At 67.5% G+C, this 25,416-nt stretch carries 25 protein-coding genes; 22 read left to right on the top strand and 3 right to left on the bottom strand.

Going from position 1 to position 25,416, the window contains the following annotated elements; genetic code table 11:
* Window positions 1-149: 149 nt before the first annotated feature.
* Window positions 150-1,979, top strand: a complete 1,830-nt coding sequence (locus ABD231_RS21490) for an RICIN domain-containing protein (protein ID WP_344154686.1) — start codon at window positions 150-152, stop codon at window positions 1,977-1,979.
* Between the two features lie 7 nt (window positions 1,980-1,986).
* Here ABD231_RS21490 and ABD231_RS21495 read toward each other — a convergent pair whose 3' ends face one another.
* Window positions 1,987-3,006, bottom strand: a complete 1,020-nt coding sequence (locus ABD231_RS21495; protein ID WP_344154689.1) for an adenosine deaminase — start codon at window positions 3,004-3,006, stop codon at window positions 1,987-1,989.
* A 120-nt stretch (window positions 3,007-3,126) separates the two neighbouring features.
* Here ABD231_RS21495 and ABD231_RS21500 point away from each other — a divergent pair, with 120 nt between their 5' ends.
* Together ABD231_RS21500 and ABD231_RS21505 are read left to right on the top strand one after the other, a co-directional pair.
* Window positions 3,127-3,981, top strand: coding sequence for an L-threonylcarbamoyladenylate synthase (locus ABD231_RS21500; protein ID WP_344154692.1), 855 nt, complete (start codon window positions 3,127-3,129; stop codon window positions 3,979-3,981).
* Complete coding sequence (locus ABD231_RS21505; RefSeq protein ID WP_344154695.1) at window positions 3,981-5,102, top strand: glycosyltransferase family 4 protein; 1,122 nt, start codon at window positions 3,981-3,983, stop codon at window positions 5,100-5,102. Before ABD231_RS21500 ends, ABD231_RS21505 begins: the two co-directional genes overlap by 1 nt.
* Window positions 5,103-5,141: 39 nt before the next feature.
* Here the strand turns inward: ABD231_RS21505 and ABD231_RS21510 are convergent, their stop codons facing one another.
* The gene (locus ABD231_RS21510) at window positions 5,142-5,303 is read right to left on the bottom strand and encodes a hypothetical protein (RefSeq protein WP_344154698.1); all 162 of its coding nucleotides are present in this window, start codon (window positions 5,301-5,303) and stop codon (window positions 5,142-5,144) included.
* A 417-nt stretch (window positions 5,304-5,720) separates the two neighbouring features.
* On the opposite strand from ABD231_RS21510, the gene ABD231_RS21515 reads away from it, so the two are divergent.
* From ABD231_RS21515 to sppA, 17 genes are all read left to right on the top strand, one after another.
* On the top strand, window positions 5,721-6,185 hold the full coding sequence (locus ABD231_RS21515) for a Cg1360 family ATP-synthase-associated protein (RefSeq protein ID WP_344154701.1): 465 nt from the start codon (window positions 5,721-5,723) through the stop codon (window positions 6,183-6,185).
* Window positions 6,186-6,275: 90 nt separating this feature from the next.
* Entirely contained in the window at window positions 6,276-6,491 is a 216-nt protein-coding gene (locus ABD231_RS21520) for an AtpZ/AtpI family protein (RefSeq protein WP_344154704.1), read from the top strand.
* 97 nt (window positions 6,492-6,588) lie between these two features.
* On the top strand, window positions 6,589-7,371 hold the full coding sequence (atpB, locus tag ABD231_RS21525) for a F0F1 ATP synthase subunit A (RefSeq protein ID WP_344154708.1): 783 nt from the start codon (window positions 6,589-6,591) through the stop codon (window positions 7,369-7,371).
* A gap of 77 nt (window positions 7,372-7,448) precedes the next feature.
* Complete coding sequence (gene atpE / locus ABD231_RS21530; RefSeq protein ID WP_344154711.1) at window positions 7,449-7,685, top strand: ATP synthase F0 subunit C; 237 nt, start codon at window positions 7,449-7,451, stop codon at window positions 7,683-7,685.
* Window positions 7,686-7,716: 31 nt separating this feature from the next.
* Window positions 7,717-8,289 (top strand): F0F1 ATP synthase subunit B, encoded by a 573-nt coding sequence (locus tag ABD231_RS21535; RefSeq protein ID WP_344154714.1) that lies wholly within the window; start codon window positions 7,717-7,719, stop codon window positions 8,287-8,289.
* On the top strand, window positions 8,289-9,086 hold the full coding sequence (locus ABD231_RS21540) for a F0F1 ATP synthase subunit delta (RefSeq protein ID WP_344154717.1): 798 nt from the start codon (window positions 8,289-8,291) through the stop codon (window positions 9,084-9,086). The genes ABD231_RS21535 and ABD231_RS21540 overlap by 1 nt, the downstream gene beginning before the upstream one ends.
* Window positions 9,087-9,179: 93 nt before the next feature.
* The gene (gene atpA / locus ABD231_RS21545; RefSeq protein WP_344154720.1) at window positions 9,180-10,817 is read left to right on the top strand and encodes a F0F1 ATP synthase subunit alpha; all 1,638 of its coding nucleotides are present in this window, start codon (window positions 9,180-9,182) and stop codon (window positions 10,815-10,817) included.
* Between the two features lie 6 nt (window positions 10,818-10,823).
* A complete protein-coding gene (locus tag ABD231_RS21550; protein ID WP_344154723.1) occupies window positions 10,824-11,735 on the top strand; it encodes a F0F1 ATP synthase subunit gamma in 912 nt (303 codons plus the stop codon).
* A 5-nt stretch (window positions 11,736-11,740) separates the two neighbouring features.
* On the top strand, window positions 11,741-13,195 hold the full coding sequence (gene atpD / locus ABD231_RS21555) for a F0F1 ATP synthase subunit beta (protein WP_344154726.1): 1,455 nt from the start codon (window positions 11,741-11,743) through the stop codon (window positions 13,193-13,195).
* Window positions 13,195-13,599: a F0F1 ATP synthase subunit epsilon gene (locus ABD231_RS21560; protein ID WP_344154729.1), complete on the top strand. Its 405-nt coding sequence runs from the start codon at window positions 13,195-13,197 to the stop codon at window positions 13,597-13,599. The genes atpD and ABD231_RS21560 overlap by 1 nt, the downstream gene beginning before the upstream one ends.
* Window positions 13,600-13,728: 129 nt before the next feature.
* Window positions 13,729-14,160 carry a DUF2550 domain-containing protein gene (locus ABD231_RS21565; RefSeq protein ID WP_344154731.1) on the top strand — a complete coding sequence of 144 codons (432 nt, stop codon included), beginning with the start codon at window positions 13,729-13,731 and terminating at the stop codon, window positions 14,158-14,160.
* Between the two features lie 51 nt (window positions 14,161-14,211).
* Window positions 14,212-15,027, top strand: a complete 816-nt coding sequence (locus tag ABD231_RS21570) for an ATP-grasp domain-containing protein (RefSeq protein ID WP_344154734.1) — start codon at window positions 14,212-14,214, stop codon at window positions 15,025-15,027.
* A gap of 281 nt (window positions 15,028-15,308) precedes the next feature.
* Window positions 15,309-15,836 (top strand): RNA polymerase sigma factor, encoded by a 528-nt coding sequence (locus ABD231_RS21575; RefSeq protein ID WP_344154737.1) that lies wholly within the window; start codon window positions 15,309-15,311, stop codon window positions 15,834-15,836.
* Window positions 15,836-16,966 carry a CU044_5270 family protein gene (locus tag ABD231_RS21580; protein WP_344154740.1) on the top strand — a complete coding sequence of 377 codons (1,131 nt, stop codon included), beginning with the start codon at window positions 15,836-15,838 and terminating at the stop codon, window positions 16,964-16,966. Before ABD231_RS21575 ends, ABD231_RS21580 begins: the two co-directional genes overlap by 1 nt.
* 78 nt (window positions 16,967-17,044) lie before the next feature.
* Window positions 17,045-19,948, top strand: a complete 2,904-nt coding sequence (locus ABD231_RS21585) for a S8 family serine peptidase (protein ID WP_344154742.1) — start codon at window positions 17,045-17,047, stop codon at window positions 19,946-19,948.
* Window positions 19,909-20,454, top strand: a complete 546-nt coding sequence (locus ABD231_RS21590) for a hypothetical protein (RefSeq protein ID WP_344154745.1) — start codon at window positions 19,909-19,911, stop codon at window positions 20,452-20,454. The genes ABD231_RS21585 and ABD231_RS21590 overlap by 40 nt, the downstream gene beginning before the upstream one ends.
* A gap of 92 nt (window positions 20,455-20,546) precedes the next feature.
* Window positions 20,547-22,199, top strand: a complete 1,653-nt coding sequence (gene sppA, locus ABD231_RS21595; RefSeq protein WP_344154748.1) for a signal peptide peptidase SppA — start codon at window positions 20,547-20,549, stop codon at window positions 22,197-22,199.
* Here sppA and ABD231_RS21600 read toward each other — a convergent pair.
* Window positions 22,196-22,780, bottom strand: coding sequence for a cob(I)yrinic acid a,c-diamide adenosyltransferase (locus tag ABD231_RS21600; protein WP_344154751.1), 585 nt, complete (start codon window positions 22,778-22,780; stop codon window positions 22,196-22,198). The genes sppA and ABD231_RS21600 overlap by 4 nt on opposite strands.
* A 50-nt stretch (window positions 22,781-22,830) precedes the next feature.
* Between ABD231_RS21600 and murA the strand changes: the two genes are divergently transcribed.
* Complete coding sequence (gene murA, locus ABD231_RS21605; RefSeq protein WP_344154754.1) at window positions 22,831-24,117, top strand: UDP-N-acetylglucosamine 1-carboxyvinyltransferase; 1,287 nt, start codon at window positions 22,831-22,833, stop codon at window positions 24,115-24,117.
* Between the two features lie 70 nt (window positions 24,118-24,187).
* Entirely contained in the window at window positions 24,188-25,363 is a 1,176-nt protein-coding gene (fabV, locus tag ABD231_RS21610) for an enoyl-[acyl-carrier-protein] reductase FabV (protein WP_344154757.1), read from the top strand.
* Window positions 25,364-25,416 lie beyond the last annotated feature (53 nt).

Below are 25,416 nucleotides of genomic sequence, written 5' to 3' on the forward strand. Positions count from 1 at the left end.
CCCCGGCCGTGGCTAAACGTTGTCATCACGGTCGAAAGTCTCGCTCTTGAACCTGTGATCGCACAGGATGGCGTGGATCGTGGCTGGTTCGCCGCCCACTGTCAGCCGCCTGCTGACGGTCGGACCGGCCGCGGGTGAGGAGTGCACGCGTGAGGTCCGTGCTGTCACAACTGGGGGTTCTGGCCGCGACGGTCGCGCTGGCGATCAGTACGCCGATGCTGACCCCGGCGCAAGCCGCACCACCGAGTCCGAAGCCGAAGACCGAGGCTGAGCTGTGTGCGGGCATGCAGCGGCTGGAGCTGGCTGGTATCGACCAGTGCACGCGCGGTCCTGAGGTGCTTCCGAACGCCGATCTGAGTGAAAAGGCGAAGCCGCTGCCGAAGGCGGTTGCGGACGCCACCATGGCTGCCAATGCGATCGTCTGTGACGGCAATGGCGTGGCTGGTAAGCGAGTCCAGGTTCTGTACGCGCGGGAGTCGCAGCAGGCCAGCCGGTTGCAGCTGTTCCTGCCGTCGTTCCGGGCGTGGTCCCACGAGATCGACGCGGCCTACAACGACAGTGCGTTCCAGACCGGTGCCAGCCGGCACATCCGGTACGTCACGGACGCGGTGTCCGGTGGCTGCCAGGTGAACGTCAGGGAGGCCGTCGTACCGACCGGTGGGCTGGAGACCTGGAACTCCATGGTCACTGCACTGCAGAACCTCGGCTACAAGGACAGCACCCGCAAGTACCTCGTCTACGCGGACGCTCAGAAGGTCTGTGGCGTCGGGACGCTGTACGGCGACGACCGACCGGGCCTGGACAACGCGAACAACAACAACACCGGCTACGCCCGCGTGGACGCGTCGGCGAACTGCTGGGGCTTCAACGCCGCTGCGCACGAGCTCGGGCACAACCTGGGCGCCGTACAGTCGTCTGCTCCCAACTACAACGGGCACTGCAACGACGAGTACGACCTGATGTGTTACGGCTCGGACACCCGCGTGGTGTGCGCCGACAAGGACAACGACCGGTTGCTGGACTGCAACAAGGACGACTACTTCAACACCAACCCGCCGGCCGGCAGCTACCTCGCCACGCACTGGAACCTCGCCAACAGCGACTGGCTGATCAAGAGCGCCACTCCGGACCCGCGGCCCGGGCCACGGCATGGACAGATCTACGAGTTCGTCAGTCCGTCCAGTGGTGAAGCTATCGACGTGGTTGACGGTTCGACGGCCAACCTGGCGAACCTGAGCCACCGGCCGCGCAGTGGTGCGACCAGCCAGCAGTGGCGGTTCCAGTACGAGACGGGCTGGCAGCTGCAGAACGTCAACAGCGGCAAGTGTGCGGACAGCGCCTTCAGCGGTACGACGCCGGGCACGAAGGTGCTGCAGTATTCGTGCAACGGCCAGGACGGCATGCGCTGGACACTGCACCCGCTCGGTGGCGATGTCTACGGCATCATCAACACGCTGTCTGGACTGGCCATGACCGATGCGGGCGCGCACCCGGCGGCACTCGAGCAGCAGCCGTTCACAGGTGCTGCGACCCAGCAGTTCAAGCTCCGGCCGGTCAGCGTGCCCAACGGCACGTACCGGATCCGCAGCGAGCTCGGCAAGGACCTGGACGTCGTCAACTGCCAGGGCACCGACATCCGGATGTGGGACCGCGTCGCAGGCAGCCCCTGTCAGCGTTGGCAGGTCACTGCGGTCACCGACAACGTCTACAAGATCGTCGACAGCAACACCGGAAACGCCGTCGAGGTCAGTGGCTGTGTGACCACGGACGCCAGGCCTGTGCAGCTTGCGCCGAGCTCCGCCAACACCTGCCAGCAGTGGCGGATCAGTGCGCTCTCGAACGGCGCGTACCAGATCCTCGGCGTCGGTAGTGGCAAGTCACTCGACGTCGCGGGCTGCAGCGCGGCAGCAGGAGCCGACGTGATCATCTGGCCGTTCCACGGCGGCGCCTGCCAGCGCTGGTACTTCGACGCGGTCTAGACGTCGCCTAGCTGTTCGCGGCGACGTACTGGTCGATCTCGGCCGTCAGGGTGTCCTTCAGTGAGTCCTCGGCGAAGGACACCCGTACGGCGGTCTTGGCGAGCTCACCGACCCCTGCGTTGTCCAGACCGAGCAGGTCCGCGGCGACGGCGTACTCGTTGGTCAGCGTGGTGCTGAACATCGGCGGGTCGTCGGAGTTGATCGTGACGACCAGTCCGGCCTCGACCATCGCCTTGAGCGGATGCACGTCGTACGACGCGACCGCGCGGGTGGCGAGGTTCGAGGTCGGGCTCACCTCGAGCGGGATCCGGTGCTCACCCAGGTAGTCGACCAGAGCCGGGTCCTGCATGGTCGACGTACCGTGGCCGATCCGCTCGGCACGCAGCACCCGCAAGGCGTCCCAGATCGTCTCCGGTCCGGTCGTCTCACCGGCGTGCGGCACGCTGTGCAGCCCGGCCGCGATGGCCTCGTCGAAGAACGGCTTGAACTGCGGCCGCGGTACGCCGATCTCCGGGCCGCCGAGCCCGAATCCGACCAGCCCCTCCGGACGGATCTTGGTCGCGACCCGGAGCGTCTCCTCGGCGCCCGCGAGACCGGCCTCACCGGGGATGTCGAAGATCCACCGCAGGGTGATCCCCAGCTCCTTCTCGGCGGCGGTCCGGGCGTCCTCGATCGCCTCGCAGAACGCCTCGGGCGCGATCCCGCGCAGCTGCGACGTGTACGGCGTCACCGTGAGCTCGGCGTACCGCAGGTGCTGCCCGGCCATCTCGCGGGCGATCTCGTACGTCAGCAGCCGGACGTCGTCGGGCGTCTTGATCAGGTCGACGACGCTCAGGTAGATCTCGATGAACTTCGCGAAGTCGGTGAACTGGAAGTACTCGGCCAGCGCGGCCGGGTCGGCCGGAACCGGCGATCCGGGGTGCCGGGCAGCCAGTTCGGCGACGATCCGCGGCGAGGCGGAACCGACGTGGTGGACATGCAACTCGGCCTTCGGCAGCCCTTCGAGGAACTCACGCGTCACAGTCATGTCCGGGATCCTAGGGAGGTTCGGGCCTGGTTCGCCGGAAAATTGACAATTGACGGTCAGGTTTGCCCGGAAGTCGGGCCGGTTTAGGCGCGGAGCCGGGTGAGTGGCACGATTCGGTGCGTGAGTGAGCGCTTCGATTTCACGGGTGACGAACTGGCCCCGGCGTACCGTGCCGCAGTGGACGCCATCGAGGCCGGCGACCTGGTGGTCCTGCCGACCGACACCGTCTACGGACTGGCCGCGGACGCCTTCAAGTCCGACGCCGTCCAGCGGCTCCTGGACGCCAAGGGCCGCGGCCGCGACATGCCGCCGCCGGTGCTGATCTCGGTGGTCGAGTCGCTCGACGCGCTCGCCACCGACGTCCCCGAAGCCGGCCGCAAACTCTGCGAGAAGTTCTGGCCCGGCCCGCTGACCGTGATCTGCCACGCCCAGGGCTCACTCATGTGGGACCTCGGCGAGACCCAGGGCACCGTAGCCCTCCGCGTCCCCGACCACGAGAACACCCGCGAACTCCTCTCCCGCACCGGCCCCCTGGCCGTCAGCTCCGCCAACAAGAGCGGCCGCCCCGCAGCCCTGGACGTCTACGACGCCGAGGACCAACTAGCCGACACAGTCGCGGTGTACCTGGACGGCGGCGAAGTAACCGGCGGCGAGCCCTCCACCATCGTCGACATCACCACCGACACCCCCCGCGTAGTCCGCCTAGGAGCCCTCTCCCTGGCCCAACTCCGCGAGGTAGTCCCCGAGGTAACCACCGACGAAGAGCCCCCCACCGAGGCAAAGGCACCCGTCGACAACCCCACGGACGCCAAGCCGGCCGAGGCGGTCACCGACGACAAGCCCGCCGACGCGGACGAGAAGCCCGCCGAGGCTGCCGTCGAGACATCCGTGGACGACAAGCCAACCGAAGGTGCTGCTGAGGCGTCCAAGGTGGACGAGAAGGCTGCCAACCCTGATGTGAGGCCTGCGGACTAGTGCGCGAGTACCTGCTGGTCCTGTTCGTGGCGATGGCCACGACCTTCCTGCTGACCGGTGTGGCCCGGCAGATCGCCCTTCGGTACGGCGCCGTGGCCAAGGTCCGCGCCCGGGACGTGCACAAGGTCCCGATCCCGTACTTCGGCGGCGTCTCGATCCTCGGCGGCCTGATCGCCGCCTTCGCGGTCGCCTCCAGCCTGCCGTTCCTCGGCGACAGCCTGCAGGTCGCCCACGACGGCCGCGCGATCCTGATCGGCGGCGTGGTGATCTGCGCGGTCGGCGTGATCGACGACCTCTACGAACTCGACGCGATCACCAAGCTCGCCGGTGAGGTCCTCGCCGTCGGCGTAATGGTTGTCCAAGGCATCCAGCTGTACTGGCTCCCGCTCCCCGGCGGCGTCGTCTCACCATCAGCAGCCCTCCTAGCCGTCATCACCGCAGGCATCCTCCTGGTCTCCTGCAACGCCGTGAACTTCGTAGACGGCCTCGACGGCCTAGCCGCCGGCGTCACAGCGATCGGCGCCCTCGCGTTCTTCACCTACTCCTACCTCCTGAACGTCGAGCAGGACCTGGACCGAGCCACCACCTCGACCCTCATCACCGTCGCCCTGGCCGGCGCCTGCCTAGGCTTCCTGCCGCACAACTTCTTCCCCGCAAGGGTCTTCATGGGCGACTCCGGCGCCCTCCTGATCGGCCTCATGCTGGCCGCGTCCACCATCAGCCTCACCGGCCAGATGGACCCGTACGCCGTTCCGTACGAGGTAGGCGGTTCCAGCCTCCTCCCCGCACTCCTGCCACTCGTCCTACCGATCGCGGTCCTGGCCATCCCCGCCCTAGACCTGACGATGGCCTACGTCCGCCGTACCAAAGCCGGCCGCTCACCCTTCGCCGCCGACAAACTCCACCTCCACCACCGCCTCATGCAACGCGGCCACTCCCACCGCCGAGCCGTCCTCCTGATGTACCTGTGGACCATCCTGATCGCCTTCGGCGTCGTAGTCCTCGGCCTAGTCCTCACCTGGTGGACCGCCCTCATAGTCCTCACCATCGCCGTCATCGCCGTAGTCCTCACCACCGGCATCCCAAAACGCCGCGCCGCCAAGCCCCTGGCCAAAGTCTGACCGGCCCGGCTCCACAAGGGAGCCGAGCCGGCCGGGGGATCAGCCCGTGCAGGAGGCTCCGTAGATCCGCTTACCCTGCCCGAAGAACGTCGTCGAGTAGCTGTCCTCCTCCGTCGCGTACGCGGCAACACTCTCCAGTTGATCGCCGGTCCAGTCCTGCTCGACCCGGTAGCACTGCTTGTTTCCACAGTTGTTGTGCACCTTGACGTACCGAGTGTTCGAAGTGTTGCGCCACGAGATTCATGTTTTTCTCCCCAGTTAGCGGTTGATCCTCGGAGCTTGCCGGATGCAGAGCGTGAGACAACACCTACAACCCGTACAGTTGGCCAATTTGCACGAACCTGCAGACGGCGCAGACCTCGGAGTGGATCCAGCAGTTCGGCGTGGACGCCGGGGGCCTTGACGGGCGGCCGTCGGAGCCCGGGCGGGGACCAGACCACTGGGGCGTGTGGGCTACCGATAAGGTGTGCCTGTACAGCGGCAGGGGACTCGTTTTGCTGACGGTGCAGACTTTGTGCTAGTTTTCACAAGCACCAGCAAAGAACTTTGACACCCCTGACCCCGCCCACCCGACGACCTGGCCGCGAGACCTGGTCGCCCGCAGGACGGAACCACCAGATGGCTTCCTCAGCCAGGACCCCGAAAGTCGCCGGCCAAGTCACTCGGCACCCGGCGCTGGCGATGCTGCGCGGCGCATTGGTCGCGGCGCTCGTGGTCGGCCTCAACGCCGCAGCAGTCTCGGCCGTTGCCGCCGGCCTCAAAGGCTTGTGGGGCGCGCTGCTGGGGTTGCTGATGGTGATCGTCTTCTCCGGTCTGGGACTGTTTGCGCTGCACCTGTCGCGGCACGCGTCCCCGCAGATGCAGCTCGCGATGGCGATGGCGTCGTACACTGGGCGGATCGCGATCTTCGGCGGTCTGCTGGCGCTGGCGATCAGCTCGGACAGCCTTGCCACGCACGTGAATCTGACCGTGCTCGGCATCGTTGCCATGCTGGTGGTGCTGGGCTGGATGGCCGGCGAGATGTGGGCCTGGTCGCGGCTGCGGGTGCCGATCTACGACCTCGACAACGAGGTGAACCCATGACCACGCCCGGTAACAGTTGTGAGGCTGTGATTGAGGTCGCGGGTGCCGATGTGACCCGGCGTGTTTCGGGCTGGTACCTTTCGGGTGCCAATGAGCGAGCACAGGGATCCGAAGCCATCACCCCGCAATTCGGGCGACGGCTGGCGGGTCCTGTCCTACTTGATCGGCGGTGTCCTGGTCTACGGGGGCATCGGGTTCGGGCTGGATCGCTTGTTCGGCACCCAGTTCTTAGTGCTGGTGGGCATCGTGCTCGGTGCCGGGCTCACCATCTTGTTGCTGAACTTCCGGTACGGGTCGAAGGACTGATCCGCACCGGGTCTGACGTTGTTGACCGCCATGCCCTGAGCCGCCCTGCCCTTTGCTACAAGGCGTCCGACTTGAGCACGACGCGAGAGGAGACCCGGTGACTGCCGGCGTTCCGACCGAGTTCACCCCGCCCGGTCCCGAGAGCTTTGACACCCTGCCGATCATTCACGGCGTGGACTGGTTCACCAAGCCTGTCCTGGTGGCCGCGCTGAGTGTCGTGGTCATCATCTGGTTCTTCTGGGGCGCATCCCGTAAGGCCGCTGTGGTGCCGAGCAAGCTGCAGTTCGCCGGCGAGCTGGGCTACAACTTCGTCCGCAACTCGATCGCGCGCGACGCGATCGGCAGCCAGGACTACATGAGGTTCGTGCCGTATCTGACCGGCCTGTTCTTCTTCATCCTGCTGAACAACGTGGCCGCGACGGTCCCGCTGATCCAGTTCCCGACCTTCAGCCACATCGGCTGGGCGTACGTGGCCGCGATCATGAGCTGGGTCATCTACAACGCGGTCGGGATCAAGAAGAAGGGCCTCTGGGGCTACTTCAAGCACCAGACCATGCCCGCCGGTGTTCCGGCCTGGCTGATGCCGCTGATGATCCCGATCGAGTTCATCTCGAACATCCTGGTCCGCCCGGTCTCGCTGAGCCTGCGGCTGTTCGCCAACATGTTCGCCGGTCACATCCTGCTGCTGGTGTTCGTGCTCGGTGGCGAGTACATGGTCTTCGAGTCCGGCAGCCTCGCGCTGGGCGGCGTCGGCATCATCACCTTCCTGATGGGTATCGCGATCGCCGGGCTGGAGTTGTTCGTCCAGTGCATCCAGGCGTACATCTTCGTGGTTCTCACCGCGCAGTACATCGGTAGCGCCATCGCAGACGAGCACTGATCCGCACCACCCCCACTGACCCGTAGTAACGGAAACCCGGATAGTCCCTATCCGTACTGAAAGGAAACACCGGAACCATGGTTTCTCAGCTGGCCCTCGAGTTGGGCGGAAACATCGCGGTCCTCGGTTACGGCCTTGCGGCGATCGGCCCGGGCGTCGGCGTCGGCCTGATCTTCGCTGCTGTCATCAACGGCACGGCGCGGCAGCCGGAGGCTCAGAACAAGCTGCAGTCGATCGCGTGGATCGGCTTCGGTGTCACCGAGGTTCTGGCGATCATCGGTATCGCCCTGGCCTTCGTGTTCCGCCAGCCCTGATCCACCTTCCTCTGACTGACAGGATCCAGACATGTTGACGTTGGTGCTACCGCTGGCAGAAGCAGCAGGCGAGGAACCGTCCCCGCTGCTGCCGCACACTGCCGAGATCATCTTCGGCTTCGTCTTCCTGATCCTGCTGGCCATCGCCTTCGCCAAGGTCGTCGTTCCGAAGTTCGAGAAGGCGTACGCCGATCGGACCGCGGCGATCGAAGGCGGGATGAACGAGGCCAAGCAGGCCCAGGCCGAGGCGAAGGCGGCTTTGGAGAAGTACAACGCGCAGTTGGCCGAGGCCCGCTCGGAGGCTGCGAAGATCCGCGAGGACGCGCGTGAGCAGGGTGCGCAGATCATCGCGGAGATGCGCGAGCAGGCGAACGTCGAAGCCGAGCGGATCGTCACGCACGCGCGCACCCAGATCGACGCCGAGCGGACGCAGGCGGTTGCCTCGCTGCGCGGTGAGGTCGGCACGATGGCGACCACGCTGGCCGGTCGCATCGTCGGGGAGTCGCTGGAGGACGAGGCCCGGCAGCGCCGGACCGTCGAGCGCTTCCTGGCCGAGCTCGAGGCATCGGAGTCGGCGCGCGCGGCCGTCGGAACGGACGGCTGATGCGCGGCGCATCGAACGAGTCGCTCGCCAAGGCCCAGGAGGCCCTGGCGAGTGCCGCCGTCACCGAGGGGCTGGGGGCCGAGTTGTTCTCGGTGGCCCGGCTCCTGGACAGCACCGGTGCGTTGCGCCGCGCGCTGACCGACCCGGCCCGTTCGCGGGACCAGCGCAGCGCGCTCGTCCAGCAGTTGTTCGGTGGCAAGATCTCCGCCCAGGCGCAGGAGATCCTGACCGCCGCCGTGGCCGGCCGCTGGGTCAGCGGCCGCGATCTCGGCAACGCGCTGGACCAGCTCAGCGTCGAGGCCGAGGTGGCCTACGCGGACGGCCGGCGCAAGCTGGACGACGTCGAGGACGAGCTGTTCCGGCTGGACCGGATCGTCGCGGCCGAGCGGGGACTGAGCGACAAGCTCAGCGACCGCAACATCCCGGTGTCCGCCCGGCAGGAGCTGCTGGCCGGACTGCTGCGGGGCAAGGCCGACGAGGTCACGGTGCGACTGGCCGAGCGGGCCGTCGACGGCCGGGGCCGCAGCTTCGCTGCCTCGCTGCGCTCGTACCAGGTCGCGGCCGCTGCCCGGCGCAGCGCCAGCATCGCCACGGTCCGGGTCGCCACCGACCTGTCCGAGGCGGAGCGGACGCGGCTCGCCACGGCGCTCGGACGCCAGTACGGCCGGGAGATCCAGCTGAACGTGATCGTCGACCCCAAGGTGATCGGCGGCGTCCGGGTGGACATCGGTGACGAAGTGATCGACGCAACCATCGCGGCCAGGCTCGACGAGGCGCAACGGCGCATCGCGGGCTGAACGCCCCTTAACGACAGACAGCGGCGCTAAGGGACGGCTAAGCCTTTAGAGCCACAACAGGCCAGCAAGGGTCAAGGAAGCAGGAAACACGAAATGGCTGAGCTCACGATCAGGCCGGAGGAGATCCGGGACGCCCTGGATCGGTTCGTCACCGACTACCAGCCGGCCGAAGCGGCCCGCGAAGAGGTCGGCACTGTCATCGACGCCGGTGACGGCATCGCGCACGTCGAGGGCCTGCCCTCGGCGATGACCAACGAGCTGCTCGAGTTCGAGGACGGCACCAAGGGCATCGCCCTGAACCTCGATGTCCGCGACATCGGTGTGGCCGTACTCGGTGAGTTCGGCGGCATCGAGGAGGGCCAGCAGGTCCGGCGTACCGGCCAGGTCCTGTCCGTGCCCGTCGGCGACGGCTACCTCGGTCGCGTCGTCGACCCGCTGGGCGTGCCGATCGACGGCCTCGGCGAGATCGACGGTATCGACGGCACCCGCGCCCTGGAGCTCCAGGCCGCCGGCGTGATGGACCGCCAGGAGGTCCGCGAGCCGCTGCAGACCGGTATCAAGGCGATCGACGGCATGATCCCCGTCGGCCGCGGCCAGCGTCAGCTGATCATCGGCGACCGCAAGACCGGTAAGACGGCGATCGCGGTCGACACGATCATCAACCAGAAGGCCAACTGGGAGTCCGGCGACCCGAAGAAGCAGGTTCGCTGCATCTACGTCGCCATCGGCCAGAAGGGCTCGACGATCGCCTCCGTGCGCGGCGCGCTCGAAGAGGCCGGCGCGATGGAGTACACCACCATCGTCGCCTCCCCGGCGTCCGACCCGGCCGGCTACAAGTACGTCGCTCCCTACACCGGCTCGGCCATCGGCCAGCACTGGATGTACCAGGGCAAGCACGTCCTGATCGTGTTCGACGACCTGAGCAAGCAGGCCGAGGCCTACCGCTCGATGTCGCTGCTGCTGCGCCGCCCGCCGGGCCGTGAGGCCTACCCGGGTGACGTCTTCTACCTGCACAGCCGTCTGCTGGAGCGCTGCGCGAAGCTGAGCGACGAGCTCGGCGCCGGCTCGATGACGGGTCTGCCGGTCATCGAGACCAAGGCGAACGACGTCTCGGCGTTCATCCCGACCAACGTCATCTCGATCACCGACGGCCAGATCTTCCTGCAGTCGGACCTGTTCAACGCCAACATCCGCCCGGCCATCGACGTCGGTATCTCGGTGTCCCGCGTCGGCGGCGCCGCGCAGGTGAAGGCGATGAAGAAGGTCTCCGGCACGCTGAAGCTCGACCTCGCGCAGTTCCGCGCGATGGAGGCCTTCGCGATGTTCGCCTCCGACCTCGACGCCACCTCGCGCCGTCAGCTGGACCGGGGACAGCGTCTGGTCGAGCTGCTCCGCCAGCCGCAGTACTCGCCGTACGCGGTCGAGGACCAGGTCGTCTCGATCTGGGCCGGTACCACCGGCAAGTTCGACGACGTACCGGTCAACGACGTGCTGCGCTTCGAGCGTGAGTTCCTCGAGTACCTGCGGCGGGACAGCAAGGTGCTCGACGGGATCCGCGAGTCGAACCTCTTCGAGGACGACGCCCAGCAGGCCGTGGTGGCCGCGCTGGACGCGTTCAAGCCGACCTTCCAGACCTCCGACGGGCAGCTGCTCGTGGGCCGCGAGGAGAGCGAGGCCCTGGCCGAAGAGGATGTCGAGCAGGAGCAGATCGTCCGGCAGAAGCGGGGCTGATCGTCCATGCCGGCAACCCAACGCGAGCTGAAGGATCGGCGGGCCTCGGTCTCGACGATCAAGAAGCTCACCCGTGCGATGGAGCTCATCGCGGCGTCCCGGATCGTCAAGGCGCAGCAACGCGCCCAGGCGGCCGGTCCGTACGCGCGTGAGCTCACCCGTGCCGTGTCGGCGGTGGCGACGTTCTCGAACGTCGACCACCCGCTGACCACGGAGAAGCCGAACCCGAAGCGTGCCGCGGTGCTGTTGATCACCTCGGACCGCGGCCAGGCCGGCGCCTACTCGTCCTCGGTCATCCGGGAGGGTGAGCGGCTGAACCAGCTGCTGCGCGAGGACGAGAAAGAGATCGTGCCGTACGTCACCGGCCGCAAGGGGATCGCGTACTACACCTTCCGGCAGCGGGAGATCTCGCAGTCGTGGAGCGGCGAGTCCGACGCGCCGACGTTCGCCCGGGCCCGGGAGGTCGCCGACGCCCTGATCGAGGCCTTCCTGACCCCGACCGAGGAAGGCGGCGTGGACGAGATCCACATCGTCTTCACCCGGTTCGTCTCGATGCTGACCCAGAAGCCGGATGTCATCCGGCTGCTGCCGCTCGAGGTCGTCGAGGGCGAGGAGGCCCCGGCCGCCGAGGACGTGCTGCCGCTGTACGAGTTCGAGCCGTCCGCCGAGGACGTGCTCGACGGGCTGCTGCCGAAGTACGTCGCGAGCCGGATCCACTACTGCATGCTGCAGGCGGCGGCCTCCGAGCTGGCCAGCCGGCAGCGCGCGATGAAGTCCGCGACGGACAACGCACAGGATCTGATCGAACGACTGACCCGCGAGTACAACCAGGTGCGGCAGTCGGCCATTACCCAGGAAATCAGCGAGATCGTCGGTGGCGCCAACGCGCTGGCTGACGCCAACGCCGGGAGCGAGTGAGAGAGATGACAGCGACGGTTACCGAGAAGGACAACAGCGGTACGGCGGGTGCCGTGGGCCGCGTCGCCCGGGTCATCGGCCCGGTCGTCGACATCGAGTTCCCCGCGGACGCGATGCCGGACATGTACAACGCGCTCGAGGTGGACATCACCTTGGCCGAGGTCACCACGACGATCACCCTCGAGGTTGCGCTGCACGTCGGCGACAACATCGTCCGGGCGATCTCGATGAAGCCCACCGACGGTCTGGTCCGGGGCGCGCAGGTGCGCGACACCGGCGCCGCGATCTCCGTCCCGGTCGGCGACGTCACCAAGGGCCGCGTGTGGTCGGTGACCGGCAAGTGCCTGAACCAGGACGAGTCCGAGTTCGAGGTCACCGAGCGCTGGCCGATCCACCGCAAGGCGCCGGCCTTCGACCAGCTCGAGTCCAAGACCGAGATGCTCGAGACCGGCATCAAGGTGCTCGACCTGCTCACGCCGTACGTGCAGGGTGGCAAGATCGGCCTGTTCGGCGGTGCGGGTGTCGGCAAGACCGTCATGATCCAGGAGATGATCTACCGGATCGCCCACAACTTCGGTGGCACCTCGGTGTTCGCCGGGGTCGGTGAGCGCACCCGTGAGGGCAACGACCTGATCCACGAGATGGAAGACGCGGGCGTGTTCAAGGACACCGCGCTCGTCTTCGGCCAGATGGACGAGCCGCCGGGCACGCGTCTTCGCGTCGCGCTGTCGGCCCTCACGATGGCGGAGTACTTCCGCGACGTGAAGGAGCAGGACGTACTGCTCTTCATCGACAACATCTTCCGGTTCACCCAGGCCGGTTCCGAGGTCTCCACGCTGCTCGGCCGGATGCCCAGCGCCGTGGGTTACCAGCCGAACCTGGCCGACGAGATGGGCGTTCTGCAGGAGCGGATCACCTCGACGCGCGGTCACTCGATCACCTCGATGCAGGCGATCTACGTGCCCGCCGACGACTACACCGACCCGGCGCCGGCCACCACGTTCGCGCACCTGGACGCGACCACCGAGCTGTCGCGAGTGATCGCGTCGCGTGGTCTGTACCCGGCCGTCGACCCGCTGACCTCCACGTCGCGGATCCTCGACCCGCAGTACATCGGCCAGGAGCACTACGACGTGGCCGTCCGGGTGAAGCAGATCCTGCAGAAGAACAAGGAACTGCAGGACATCATCGCCATCCTCGGTGTCGACGAGCTCTCCGAAGAGGACAAGATCACCGTCGCCCGCGCGCGCCGGATCGAGCAGTTCCTCTCGCAGAACACCTACATGGCGGAGAAGTTCACCAACACGCCGGGTTCGACGGTGCCGCTGAAGGACACCATCGAGTCGTTCAAGAAGATCGCGGACGGCGAGTGCGACCACATCGCCGAGCAGGCCTTCTTCAACGTCGGTTCGCTCGACGACGTCGAGCGGCGTTGGGCTGAGCTCCAGAAGGAGCTGTAATGGCTGAGGAAAGCAGCAAGCACCTCGAGGTCGCGCTGGTCGCGGCCGAGCGGGTGGTCTGGGAGGGGCAGGCGACGATCGTGATCGCCCGCACCACCGACGGTGACGTCGGTATCCTCCCCGGCCATGCCCCGCTGCTGGGTCTGCTGCAGGGCGGCACCGTCCAGGTGCGGACCGTCGACGGGGAGTTCCTCGTCGCGGCCGCTCCGGACGGGTTCATCTCGGTGGCGAACGACCGGGTGTCGATCCTGGCCGAGAACGCCGAGCTGGGTCACGACATCGACCTGGAGGACGCCCGGCGCGAGCTCGAGCAGGCGCTCGCGACCGGTACCGCCGGTGAGGCCGACGCGGACGAGGTCCGCGCCGCCGAGGCCCGGGTCCGGGCCGCCGAAACAGCATCCTGAACGACCGTGGGTGGGGTGGGGCCGATCACGGCTTCACCCCACCTGCCATAATCGAACAACGTCACTGACAGTACGGGTTCTCCGGCGGTGCCGGGATCAAGTGGGCACCGGAAATGGGGTCGGCAGGGTATGAGAACAGTCCTCGATGTCGTCGGGGTCTGTCTGGCTGCCGCCGTACTGCTGATCATCGCTTTCGCGTGCCGTCGTCGCTGGTTGACCAGGGACGGCGGCACCTTCGATTGCAGCCTCCAACTGGCCGAGAAGGACCACGGCCGCGGCTGGGCCCTCGGCCTGGCCCGCTACGTCGGTGACGACCTGCAGTGGTTCCGCGTCTTCAGCCTCGCCTGGTGGCCCAAGCTGACCGTCAACCGCCGCCAGCTCGAAGGCATCAAGACCCGCCGCCCGATGGGCAACGAGCCCCTCGTCACGTACGCCGGCCACGTCATCGTCGACGCCGAGCTCCGCGATCGCACCGTCCACTTCGCGATGACCGAAGAAGCCCTCACCGGCGTCCTCGCCTGGATGGAATCCGCACCCCCCAGCACCCAGACCTACCTCTGAGCCACGCCTGACGGCCCGCACGACGCGGGTGATTCAGGGAGGATGAGGGGCATGTTGCTGGTGCCTGGGGACCCCTTGAACATGCGGCGGGTGGATCCGCATTTCGCGGCGCAGGCGGTGGCTGCGCGCGAGCTGGGAGTGCCGGTCGCGCGGATCGACCATGACGCGCTCACTGTGGACGGGGTGCCCGCGGGGGAGGACGTGGTGTACCGCGGCTGGATGATGACGACTGTGCAGTACGACGGGTTTGCGGGCGCGCTCGAGGAGCGTGGGGTGGCGCTGCGGACCGGTGCGGACAGCTATCGGGCGGCGCACGAGTTGCCGGGCTGGTACGACGCTCTGCTTGAGGTGACGCCTGAGTCGGTGTGGACCGTGGGGGATAACGTTGCCGCATTGGTTACTGCGGTGGGGGAGCTCGGTGAGGGTCCTGCTGTGCTGCGGGACTACGTGAAGTCGATGAAGCACTACTGGGATGAGGCGGCCTACATCCCGGACGTTGCGGATGCAGCCGCGGTTGAGCGGGTCGCACGGCGGTTCCTGGAGCTGCGGGAGGACTCGTTTGCCGGAGGGTTCGTCGTACGGCGCTTTGAGCAGTTCACCGGTGTGGAAGCGCGGACGTGGTGGGTCGGCGGGCGCTGCGTGCTGGTGACTCCGCATCCGGACACACCAGACGACGTACCGGCCGGGGTGGACCTGGTGGAGGTCGAGCCGCTGGTAGCGGACCTGGCGCTGCCGTTCGTGACAGTGGACCTCACGAGGCGTGTGGACGGCGCGTGGCGCGTTGTGGAGCTGGGGGATGGGCAGGTGAGTGACTGGCCCGCGTCGCGAGACCCTGCCGAGCTCATCGCCGCACTGTTCACTCGCTGACTTTCTGCGGCCGGATGTCCTCCGGTGGCCCTGGCTGCGCGTCTACCCGCCGGCACTCGTTGTGCTGACGCAGGTGTGACGGGGGTCACGAGAAGGGGTCTGGGGACATCGGGCAAGAACAGGGCGAGCCGATCGGCGGCGACCCAGCAGACGTGAGGAGTCCGATGACGCCCGACGGGGCCTTGGCGGCCATCGCCCTTCCGGGCCGGGTGAGTACTGCGGGCAGGGTGCACACTGCGCCCAGCTCGGCAGACGAGGACAGTCGAGTGTTGGAGGCGTCAGTGCGGGAGCCTGACCGGTTCACGCACATCTTCGACCAGTACTTCGGGCAGGTGCACTCGTACGTCGCCAGACGGCTCGGCAGCGATCTGGCCGACGATCTGGCCGCGGAGACGTTCCTGATCGCGTTTCGGCAGCGGGAGCGGTTCAACAGCCGCAACGGAGTCGTGCGGGCCTGGCTCTACGGCATCGCGACCAATCTGATCCGGCGGCACCGGCGCAACGAGGTGCGGGCCTGGAGAGCGACCAGCAAGCTCCCGCTCCCGGAGCCGACTAGTGGTCACGAGGACCGAGTGACAGCACAGGTGACCGCAGAGGGCGTCAGCCGCGAGCTGGCTGCCGCACTGGCCAAGGTCTCCGCCAGGGACCGCGAGGTGCTGTTGCTGGTCGCCCTCGGCGAGCTCACGTACGACGAAGTCGCCGCCGCACTCGGAATCGCGTACGGCACGGTCTGCTCGCGGTTGTCCCGGGCCCGGCGCATCATCCGCGAATCTCTTGGCCACACCGATCCGACAGGAGCTGACTCCTGATGAACGAGCTCGAGTCGATCCGCAAGGCGTTCCCCGAGAATGACGGGCCCAGCCCGGAGGCATCGGCCGCCGCACGCCGGCAGCTGCAGTCACTCATCCACGAGGAGAAGCACCGCGGCCGATCCACGCTGGCACGGGTCGGCTGGATCGGTGGTGTCGTCACCGCGACTACTGCTGTGGTGACAGTGGTGGCTCTGGGCGTACCGCTGCTGCAGGGACCTGGCTCCGGCGGCGACGTCGGTGTCGCACCCGCTACGTTGACACCGCCTCGGCTGGCCAGCGCGAGCGAGGTGCTGATCGCGGCCGCGGTGAAGCAGGAGGCCGACGAGAAGGTGTCCGGCAAGTACTTCCTGGTCCGCACGCTGCATGTCGACACCGGCACGCGCGTCGGCAATCCGAAGTACACGCTGAAGCGGCAGAGCATCACCGAGCGCTGGATGCCGATGAAGCCGGGAGTCCGCTCCTGGTTCGGCTGGGTGGAACTTGGCTACAAGCCGGCGACCCCCGGCGACGAGGCCAAGTGGCGCGCGCAGGGTTCACCTACGTCCTGGGTCCAGAGTGAGCTGGCGGACCCGATCACTGCCGCTCCGACCAGGCCGGTGGTCAACCAGATGTCCTTCGAGGACGTGCCGCCCGGCTACTACCTGTCCGGCGACAAGCCGCTGACGGCAGAGCAGATCGCTGCCCTGCCTACCGATCCGGTGAAGCTGCGCGCGGTACTCGCCCGGCAGGCCTCTGCTGCCAGCGAAGAGCTTCGGGACTACGGCGTGTACACCGCGGCCGGGCGGCTGCTCTTCGAGGCGCCCTCACCGCCGAAGCTGCGCGGCGCCGCACTGCGGGTGCTGTCGATGATCCCGGGTGTGACGATCCAGCAGAACGTCAAGGACCCGCTCGGCCGCACCGGGACGCGGATCTCGCTGATCACCGACTTCGGGCGGGTCAAGCCGGGTGCCGAGCCCAGTGCGCAGCCCACACTGTTCAGCGAGGGCCGGGTGGACTACATCATCGACCCGGTGCACGGCCGGCTGCTCGCCTCGGAGACCTTCGGTATGAAGCGCGGCGCCGACATCGTCCTCGAGTCCGGCTGGACCGACGAGCGCCCCACCCCGCCCTCCACCGCCATTCGCTGACCTCTCCCCAGAAACGGTGGCGGCTCACTCCGAGCCGTCACCGCGCTGTGCCCTGCCCTCCTCCCAATGAGGTGACCTATGCCCACATTCCGCCCCCGAAAAGTTGTCGCAACCGCAGTAGCCGTGTCACTCGTCGTACTGGCTTCGACCGTCCCGCATGCTGCCGGCGCTGAGCCTCTGGCGGCCGACAACTCGCTGAGCTTCACGCTGGTGACCGGCGACAAGGTGATCGCCCGGCGGACCAACGCCGGTGTCGTCCCCATCGACGTCCGGCCCGGTCCCGGCCGCGACCGGATGGCTTTCCACAAGCTTGCCTTTGGCAAGAAGCAGTTGGTGGTACCGCTGGACGCCATGCCGCTGGTGAACTCCGGTGTGGTCGACCCGAGGCTGTTCGACGTCGCACTGCTCGGTGAACTCGGTCTGGACGACAAGTCCGCACCGAAGCTCCCACTACTCGTGCAGTACGCCGCCAGTGGTACCGCTCGCGCAGTCCGGAGCGCACTGCCGGAAGGCACCGAGGTCAAGCGGGATCTGCCGATCATCGACGCCGTAGCGATCGGCCAGACACGCACTCAGGCCACAGACCTGTGGTGGAGCTGGCTGAACAGCCCACAGGCCAGGCGCCGTACCGGACTGGCCGGCACGGTCAAGAAGGTCATGCTGGACGGCGGTGTGACGCCGAACCTGGACCGCAGTGCCGCGCAGATCGGCGCACCGGTCGCGTGGCAGGCCGGACTCACCGGCAAGGGCGTCAAGGTCGCCGTACTCGACAGCGGGTACGACGCCACCCACCCGGACTTCAAGGGCCGAGTCATCGCGACCAAGGGCTTCACCAGCGATGACGACAAGGACGTGCTCGACATCGTGGGGCACGGTACGCACACCGCTTCGACTGTGGCGGGTACCGGTGCTGCCTCGGCCGGCAAGTACCGCGGGGTCGCACCGGACGCGGACCTGATGATCGGCAAGATCTGTGGCGGCCGCAGCTGCGAAACCTCCGCCATCATCGCCGGCATGGAGTGGGCCGCGAACTCCGGTGCACGGGTCGTCAACATGAGCATCGGCGGCGGCCCGTCGGACGGCACGGACATCCTGTCCGAAACGCTCAACAAGCTGTCTGCTGACACCGGCACCCTGTTCGTCGTCTCCGCCGGCAACTTCGGCGCTGCGTCGACAGTGTCCGAACCAGCCGCCGCAGACGCCGCACTGGCAGTCGCATCGGTGACCAAGTCCGATGGACACAGCGATTTCTCCAGCCAGGGACCGCGAGTCGGGGACCTGGCCGTCAAGCCCGACATCTCGGCACCGGGCAGTCGCATCGTCGCTGCGCGGGCTGCGAACACGCCACTCGATCCGGTAGCGATCAATGCGTCGTACGCTGAACTCTCGGGCACCTCGATGGCCGCACCGCACGTTGCTGGTGCCGCTGCTCTGCTGGCACAGGCGCACCCGGACTGGAAGGCGCCCCAGCTGAAGTCGGCCCTCATGGGCTCGTCACTCGGTCTGCGCGACCAGAGCATCTACACCCAGGGTGCAGGACGGGTAGACGTCGCAGCGGCGCTCAAGCAGCCGGTGCTGGCCACGCCGAGCAGTCTGAACCTGGGACTGCAGCTCGCGCCGCACAACGACGACAAGCCAGTTACCAAGCCGGTGACCTACTTCAACAACAGTGCGGAGCCAGTGCGCCTGTCACTCAAGCTCAACGGCGCCAAGCTGTTCAAACTGAGCAGCGCCGCGCTTGAGGTCCCGGCACACGGCAGTGCGACGGTCGACGTCACCGCGGAGACCTCCGGGCCCGAGGCCGAGAGTGCGTACGGCGCCTGGCTGGTTGCCACCGGCAACGGTCAGACGGTCCGCACCAACGTCGGTGTGGGCAAGGAGATCACCACCTACGACCACAAGGTGCAGATGCTCGACCGGAACGGCGCACCGGCGGTCAACGACGACAAGCACGTCTCCAGCACCTACCTGATCGACGTGGACCGGCTAACGATGTACTCCGTCGCGGCGGGGGAGTCGGTGAAGCTCCCGTCCGGCCACTACATCGTCGACGGGTACACCGCGACCGTGAACGACAACGGTGCCGGATTCAGCGAGGTCACCTACTTCACCGAGCCCAACCTGGTCGTCGGTGCATCCGGCCCGATCACCCTCGACGGCCGCCAGGCCCGCAAGCTCGCGGTCCGGCAGCCGGTCACCGACGCGACCGCCGCAGCCACCGGAATCGGCGTTGCCCGGACCGTCGGCGACGGGAACTACATCGGCGGCGTCGGCGTCGACAATGCCGGTACGGCGAACTTCGTCCCCACCATGTACGTCGTCCCGAACCGGACTGTCGCGCCGTACAAGTACACGGCCTACGCCCATGTCGCCTGGGCCGGCATGGCAGACGGACAGGACCCCGGTGGAGACCTGTACCTCGACAGCCCGTACTTCTACCACGACTCCGCAGTCTGGCCAGGCCAGATCCCGGCCAACCCTTCCGTCATCACCGATCCGCGTGACTACGCGCACGTGGACGCGTCGTACGCCGGAGAGCCCGGCTACCGCCTCAACAACTACACCTTCCCGACTCTGCCGCAGCGGGACCCGAGTGGTCACTGGGTACCGGCGTTCGTCTTCACCCCGGCGATCGGGATGAACCTGCCGTTCCGCAGGGACGAGTACTACTCGACGAAGAACGTGCAGTGGTCCTTCAGCAACGAGGTCTACCAGCACACGCCGGAGGGCAACTACGAGTACCTGACCCTGGTCGACTCCGCACCGCAGGCCTACCCGGCCGGCCGTACGACGCGGGTCGACTGGCAGCGTGGTGTCTTCGGACCCAGCCTGCCGGATCCGCGGATCGGTAACCCCGGTCGAGACGCCCTGCCGTGGTCGCCCGGGACGGCGACAGTCTGGGCATCTACGTGCCGTCGTTCGCAGATGGTGTCCCCAACCGGTTGGGCGACGCGCCGCTCAAGTCCGAGCGCACCACGCTGATCCGCAACGGTCAGGAGATCGGTGCGTCCGATTCACTCGGGATCCAGACCTTCGCGGTCCCGCCGGACGAGGCGACGTACCAGCTGACCAAGGTGACCAAGCGGGCGGGCAATTGGACCAAGCTGTCCCCGGAGATCTCCTCACAGTGGACCTTCCGGTCCAAGCGGACTCCGGATGGTGTAGACACCGCTCTGCCGCTGCTGAACGTGCGCTACTCACCACAGCTGGACGAGCGGAACCGTGCGCCACAAGGGCGCTTCGAGTTCCCGGTGACTGTGCAGACGGCGTTCAAGGCACCGGTCCGGCCGATCGTGGACCTGCAACTGTCGGCGTCCTTCGACGACGGCAAGACCTGGCAGACGGTGCCGGTACGACGCACTGGTGCTAGTGGATGGAAGGCGTCGCTCGACCAGCCGTCCGGTTTCGTCACGCTCCGGGCTCAGGCGCGGGACGCAGCCGGTAACCGCGTCGACCAGACGATCACTCGGGCGTACGAGGTGAAGTAGTCCGAACTCCTGGTGGCTCGCGGTTGAGGGGCCACGAGCCACCAGGTCGGGTTTGTCTGCGTTGGCTTGTCAGGGCGGTCTAGGGTCGAGGTATGGGCCTTCTACTGGAGTTGGATCTGACTCGGGGTGTGCTCGAGACGCCGCCCGCCTCGCCGGTGGCCGCGTTCCGCGCGCGGCACCTGCCGACACTGCGTGAGCTGGTCGCAGCGCTGCGCAAGGCGGCACGGGACGAGTCCGTGGCCGGTCTGGTCGCGCATCTGGGCGGCGCGCGGTTGTCGCTGTCCCAGGTGCAGGACCTGCGGGACGCACTGGCGGACTACCGCGAGTCGGGGAAGCCTGCGGTCGCGTGGACCGAGTCGTTCGGTGAGGCCGGTGGCGGGACAGTGCCCTACTACCTCGCTACCGCGTTCGACGAGGTTTGGGTGCAGCCGTCGGGTGAGCTCGGGATCACCGGTGTCACCATGCAGGCGGTCTTCATTCGTGGGGCGCTGGACAAGGCCGGGGTGATTCCGCAGTTCGGGAAGCGGCGTGAGTACAAGACCGCCGCCGACACGTTCACCGAGAAGCAGATGACCGGTCCGGCGCGCGAGATGGCCTCGCGGCTGGCAGAGTCGGCGTACGAGCAGATCGTTGACGGAATCGCCGTACGGCGTCGGCTGTCGCCGGAGCGGGTGCGTGAGTTGGTCGACAGCGCGCCGCTACCTGCACAGGCCGCTCTGGATGCCGGACTGGTCGATCGACTCGGCTACCGGTCGGATGTGTACGACGAGCTGGAGAAGACGCTCGGTGAGACCACCAGGCTGCTGGCAGAGCGCTACGTACGGCGTGGGCCGCGGAACCTGGATGAGCTGCAGCGGCGACTCCCGTGGCCGCCGAAGCCAGTCGTTGCAGTCGTGCGAGTCTCTGGCGGCATCACGGTCGGCCGGAACGCGAACAGCCCGCTCGGCGGGCCGGGGTCCGGTTCAGACACAGTTGGCGCGGCACTGCGCGCGGTTGCGGACGACGACAAGGTCAAAGCCGTCGTACTGCGAGTGGACAGCCCAGGCGGCTCGTACGTCGCTTCTGACGCGATCCGCAACGAGGTTCTGCGCCTGCGGTCCACCGGGAAGCCAGTGATCGCGTCGATGGGCAGCGTGGCCGCATCAGGCGGGTACTTCGTCGCAATGCCGGCCGATGTGATTGTCGCGCAGCCCGGCACAATCACCGGGTCGATCGGCGTGCTGACCGGCAAGGGCGTCGTACGGGATGCACTCGCGCGGATCGGGATCTCGCAGCAGGCGGTGTCCGAGGGAGAGAACGCGCGGATGTTCTCCGCTCAGGAGGAGTTCAGCGACGACCAGTGGGATCGGCTGGAGGAGACTCTCGACCGGATCTACCAGGACTTCGTCGCCAAGGCCGCGCTGGACCGCGGGCTGCCGGAGGAGAAGCTTGAGGCGCTTGCGCGTGGTCGGGTGTGGACCGGTGCGGACGCCTTCGAGCGGAAGCTGGTTGACGAGCTCGGTGGCTTCCAGCACGCGCTGACACTGGCATGCGACCGCGCTGGGCTCGACCGCGACAACATCCAGCTCGCCACCGTTCCGCACCGCAATCTGCTCGACCAGCTCCGGGCACCGACCACTACGGACGACCTGGCCGTCACAGCGCAGCCGCTGACGCTGGACGGCCTGACCAGTGGGCTCTATACCGCGCTGGGTCTCCCACCGGCCGGACTGCTCCGGATGCCGCTCAACTGGCAGCTGTCTTAAGAGGTCCGCTCGCCGCCGGGCACCCAGAGGACGTCGCCGCCGGAGGACAGGTTGGCGACGCGGCCCAGGATGAAGAGCAGGTCGGACAGCCGGTTCAGGTAGGTGATGGCCAGCAGGTTCACGGCCGGGCCGTGCGCTTCGACGGCGGCCCACGCGGTGCGCTCGGCCCGCCGGACTACCGTCCGGGCGACGTTCAGGTGGGCGGCGCCGACGGCACCGCCGGGGAGGATGAACGAGCGCAGCTTGGTGAGGCGCGCGTTGTACTCGTCGCACCAGCCTTCGAGGCGGTCGATGTACTCCTGGGTGATCCGCAGGGGCTCGTAGGCCGGGTTCGGCGTGATCGGGTTGCACAGGTCCGCACCGACGTCGAACAGGTCGTTCTGGATCCTGGTCAGCAGCAACACCAGGGTGCTGTTCAGGTGCCCGGCCGCGATGGCGACCCCGATCGCCGAGTTCGCTTCGTCCACGTCGCCGTACGCCGCCAGTCGCGGGTCCGTCTTCGAAGTGGTCGAGTTGTCGCCCAGGCGGGTCTCGCCTGCGTCACCGGTGCGGGTGTAGATCCGCGTCAAGTTCACAGCCATGGCAGGGACTCTACGCAAAGGTCGCTCCGTCTAAACGCTACAGTCGACCAGTGGAACGGTTTCGGATCGCGGGTGAGGCACGGCTCGAGGGAGCTGTGGAGGTGGCTGGGGCGAAGAACAGCGTCCTCAAGCTGATGGCGGCGGCGCTGCTGGCGGAGGGGACGACGACGCTGCGGCAGGTGCCCGGCATCCTGGACGTCACCTTCATGGCGCAACTGCTGGACACCCTGGGCTGCTCGGTCACCGTGGATGCGGAGGCCGGACTCGCGACGATCGCCGTACCGGGGGAGATCGGCTACCAGTGCGACTACGACCTGGTGCGCAAGCTCCGGGCCTCCATCTCGGTGCTGGGACCGCTGCTGGGCCGCTGCGGCCGCGCCGAGGTCGCCCTGCCCGGTGGGGACAACATCGGCTCCCGCGGTCTGAACATGCACGTGGCCGGCCTGGAGGCGATGGGCGCGAAGGTGCACATCGAGCACGGCTTCGTGATCGCCGAGGCTCCGCAGGGGCTGCACGGCGCTGAGGTCTGGCTGGACTTCCCGAGCGTCGGGGCGACCGAGACGATCATGATGGCCGCTGTTCTGGCCCGCGGCACGACGGTGATCGAGAACGCCGCCCGTGAGCCCGAGATCCAGGACATCGCGGCGCTGCTGGTCTCCATGGGCGCCCAGATCGACGGTGCCGGCTCACCGCGGATCGAGATCACCGGTGTCAGCGGACTGCTCAAGCCGGTCGAGCACGTCGTCGTACCGGACCGGATCGTCAGCGGCAGCTGGGCATTCGCGGCTGCCATCACTCGTGGTGATGTGACGATCACGAATGGTCACGCCGAGCACCTCGAGTTGCCGCTGGACAAGCTGCACAAGGCCGGGGCCGAGATCGAGGTGCTGAACCCCGGTTTCCGGGTCCGGATGAACGAGCGGCCGAAGCCGGTCGATGTGGTCACGCTGCCGTACCCCGGCTTCGCGACTGACCTGCAGGCCTTCGTGATCGCGCTGAACGCACTGAGTGACGGCGCCGCGATGGTCACCGAGAACCTGTTCGAAGGCCGCTTCACGTTCGCCCAGGAGCTCACGCGCCTCGGCGCCCAGATCCAGACCGACGGTCACCACGCGGTCGTCCGCGGCGTCCCGCGGCTCTCCGGAGCCCCCGTCGTCGCCTCCGACATCCGCGCCGGCGCCGCCCTCGTCCTGGCCGGTCTGGCCGCCGAGGGCGAGACCCTGGTCTCCGCCGCGCACCACGTACATCGCGGCTACACCGACTTCGCCGGCAACCTCCGTCGCCTCGGCGCCGACGTCACCGTCGAGCCGGACGACGCGGAACTGTACTGGAACTGAGCACGCGTTCTTTCGGCACTCTTCTGGAACTCCTGGCCGGTAGCTTCGGTCGGCGGGTTAGGGTCCTGGCATGAGTGAGCGCGTGGTCAAGCCAGTCGGCCGAGGTTTCCTGTTCCTGGACTCACATCCGGCGGGATGTGTTCAGGTGGTGAGAGATCTCGCCGCTGCTGTCGAGCCCCGTACGGCGGAGCGCCGGGTCGCGTTGGTGATCGGTTCCAGCGCGGGATACGGGCTGGCGACCACGATCGCCGGGCTCGCGCAGTTCGGGATCGACGGCGTCGGGATCGCCTTCGAGAAGGACGCGACCGCCCGCCGGACGGCGTCGGCCGGCTGGTACCGGACAGCCGAGACCGCTCGGTTGGCTGCTGAGCTTGGGCGGGACTTCACCTTCGTGAACGCCGACGCCTTCGCCGACACCACCAAGACCGAGGTGCTCGACCTGATCGCCGAACGCTTCGGCGGCATCGACCACCTGATCTACAGCGTCGCCGCCCCACGCCGAACCGACCCGCGCACCGGCGAGACGTACCAATCCGCCCTGAAGACGATCGGAGCGCCGTACACGACCAAGTCCCTCGCGTACGACGGCACCGAACCGCAACTGACCGAGGTCACCGTCGACCCGGCGACGGACGACGACCTCGCCCAGACCGTCAAGGTGATGGGCGGCGAAGACTGGGCCCGCTGGATCACCGCCCTCCAGGACCGCGGCTTGCTGAACGAGGGCTTCAACACTGTGGCCCTCACCTACATCGGCTCCGACATCACCAGCGCCATTTACCGCCAAGGCTCCATCGGCACCGCCAAGGCCGACCTCGAGCAAACCGCCCTCACCCTGGCCAAGGACGGCCTCAGCGCCTACACCTCGGTCAACGGCGCCGCCGTCACCCAAGCCTCCTCCGCGATCCCCGGCATCGGCCTCTACACCAGCCTCCTGCACAAAACCCTCGGCGACACCATGCAGACCCCCATCGAGCAGTCCATCAACCTCTGGACCCAACTCACCGGCGCCGCCCCCTACGACCTCGACGACGACAACCGCATCCGCCTCGACCGCTGGGAACTAACCCCCGAAGCCCAGTCCGAAGTCCACACCGCCTGGCAATCCGCCACCCAGGAAAACCTCACCCAAGTAGCCGACACCACCTGGTTCTTCACCGAAATCCGCAAGCTCTACGGCTTCGACGTCGAGGGTGTCGACTACGACGCCGAGGTAGAAGTGGAAGTCCCCTGGCCCGCCGGCTGAAACACGGCGGCTAGGACCGGCTTCTGACCCTGGCGGGTGATGAGGTTGTCCTG

Source organism: Kribbella yunnanensis (genome assembly GCF_039529655.1).
In the GTDB taxonomy this organism is placed as follows: domain Bacteria; phylum Actinomycetota; class Actinomycetes; order Propionibacteriales; family Kribbellaceae; genus Kribbella; species Kribbella yunnanensis.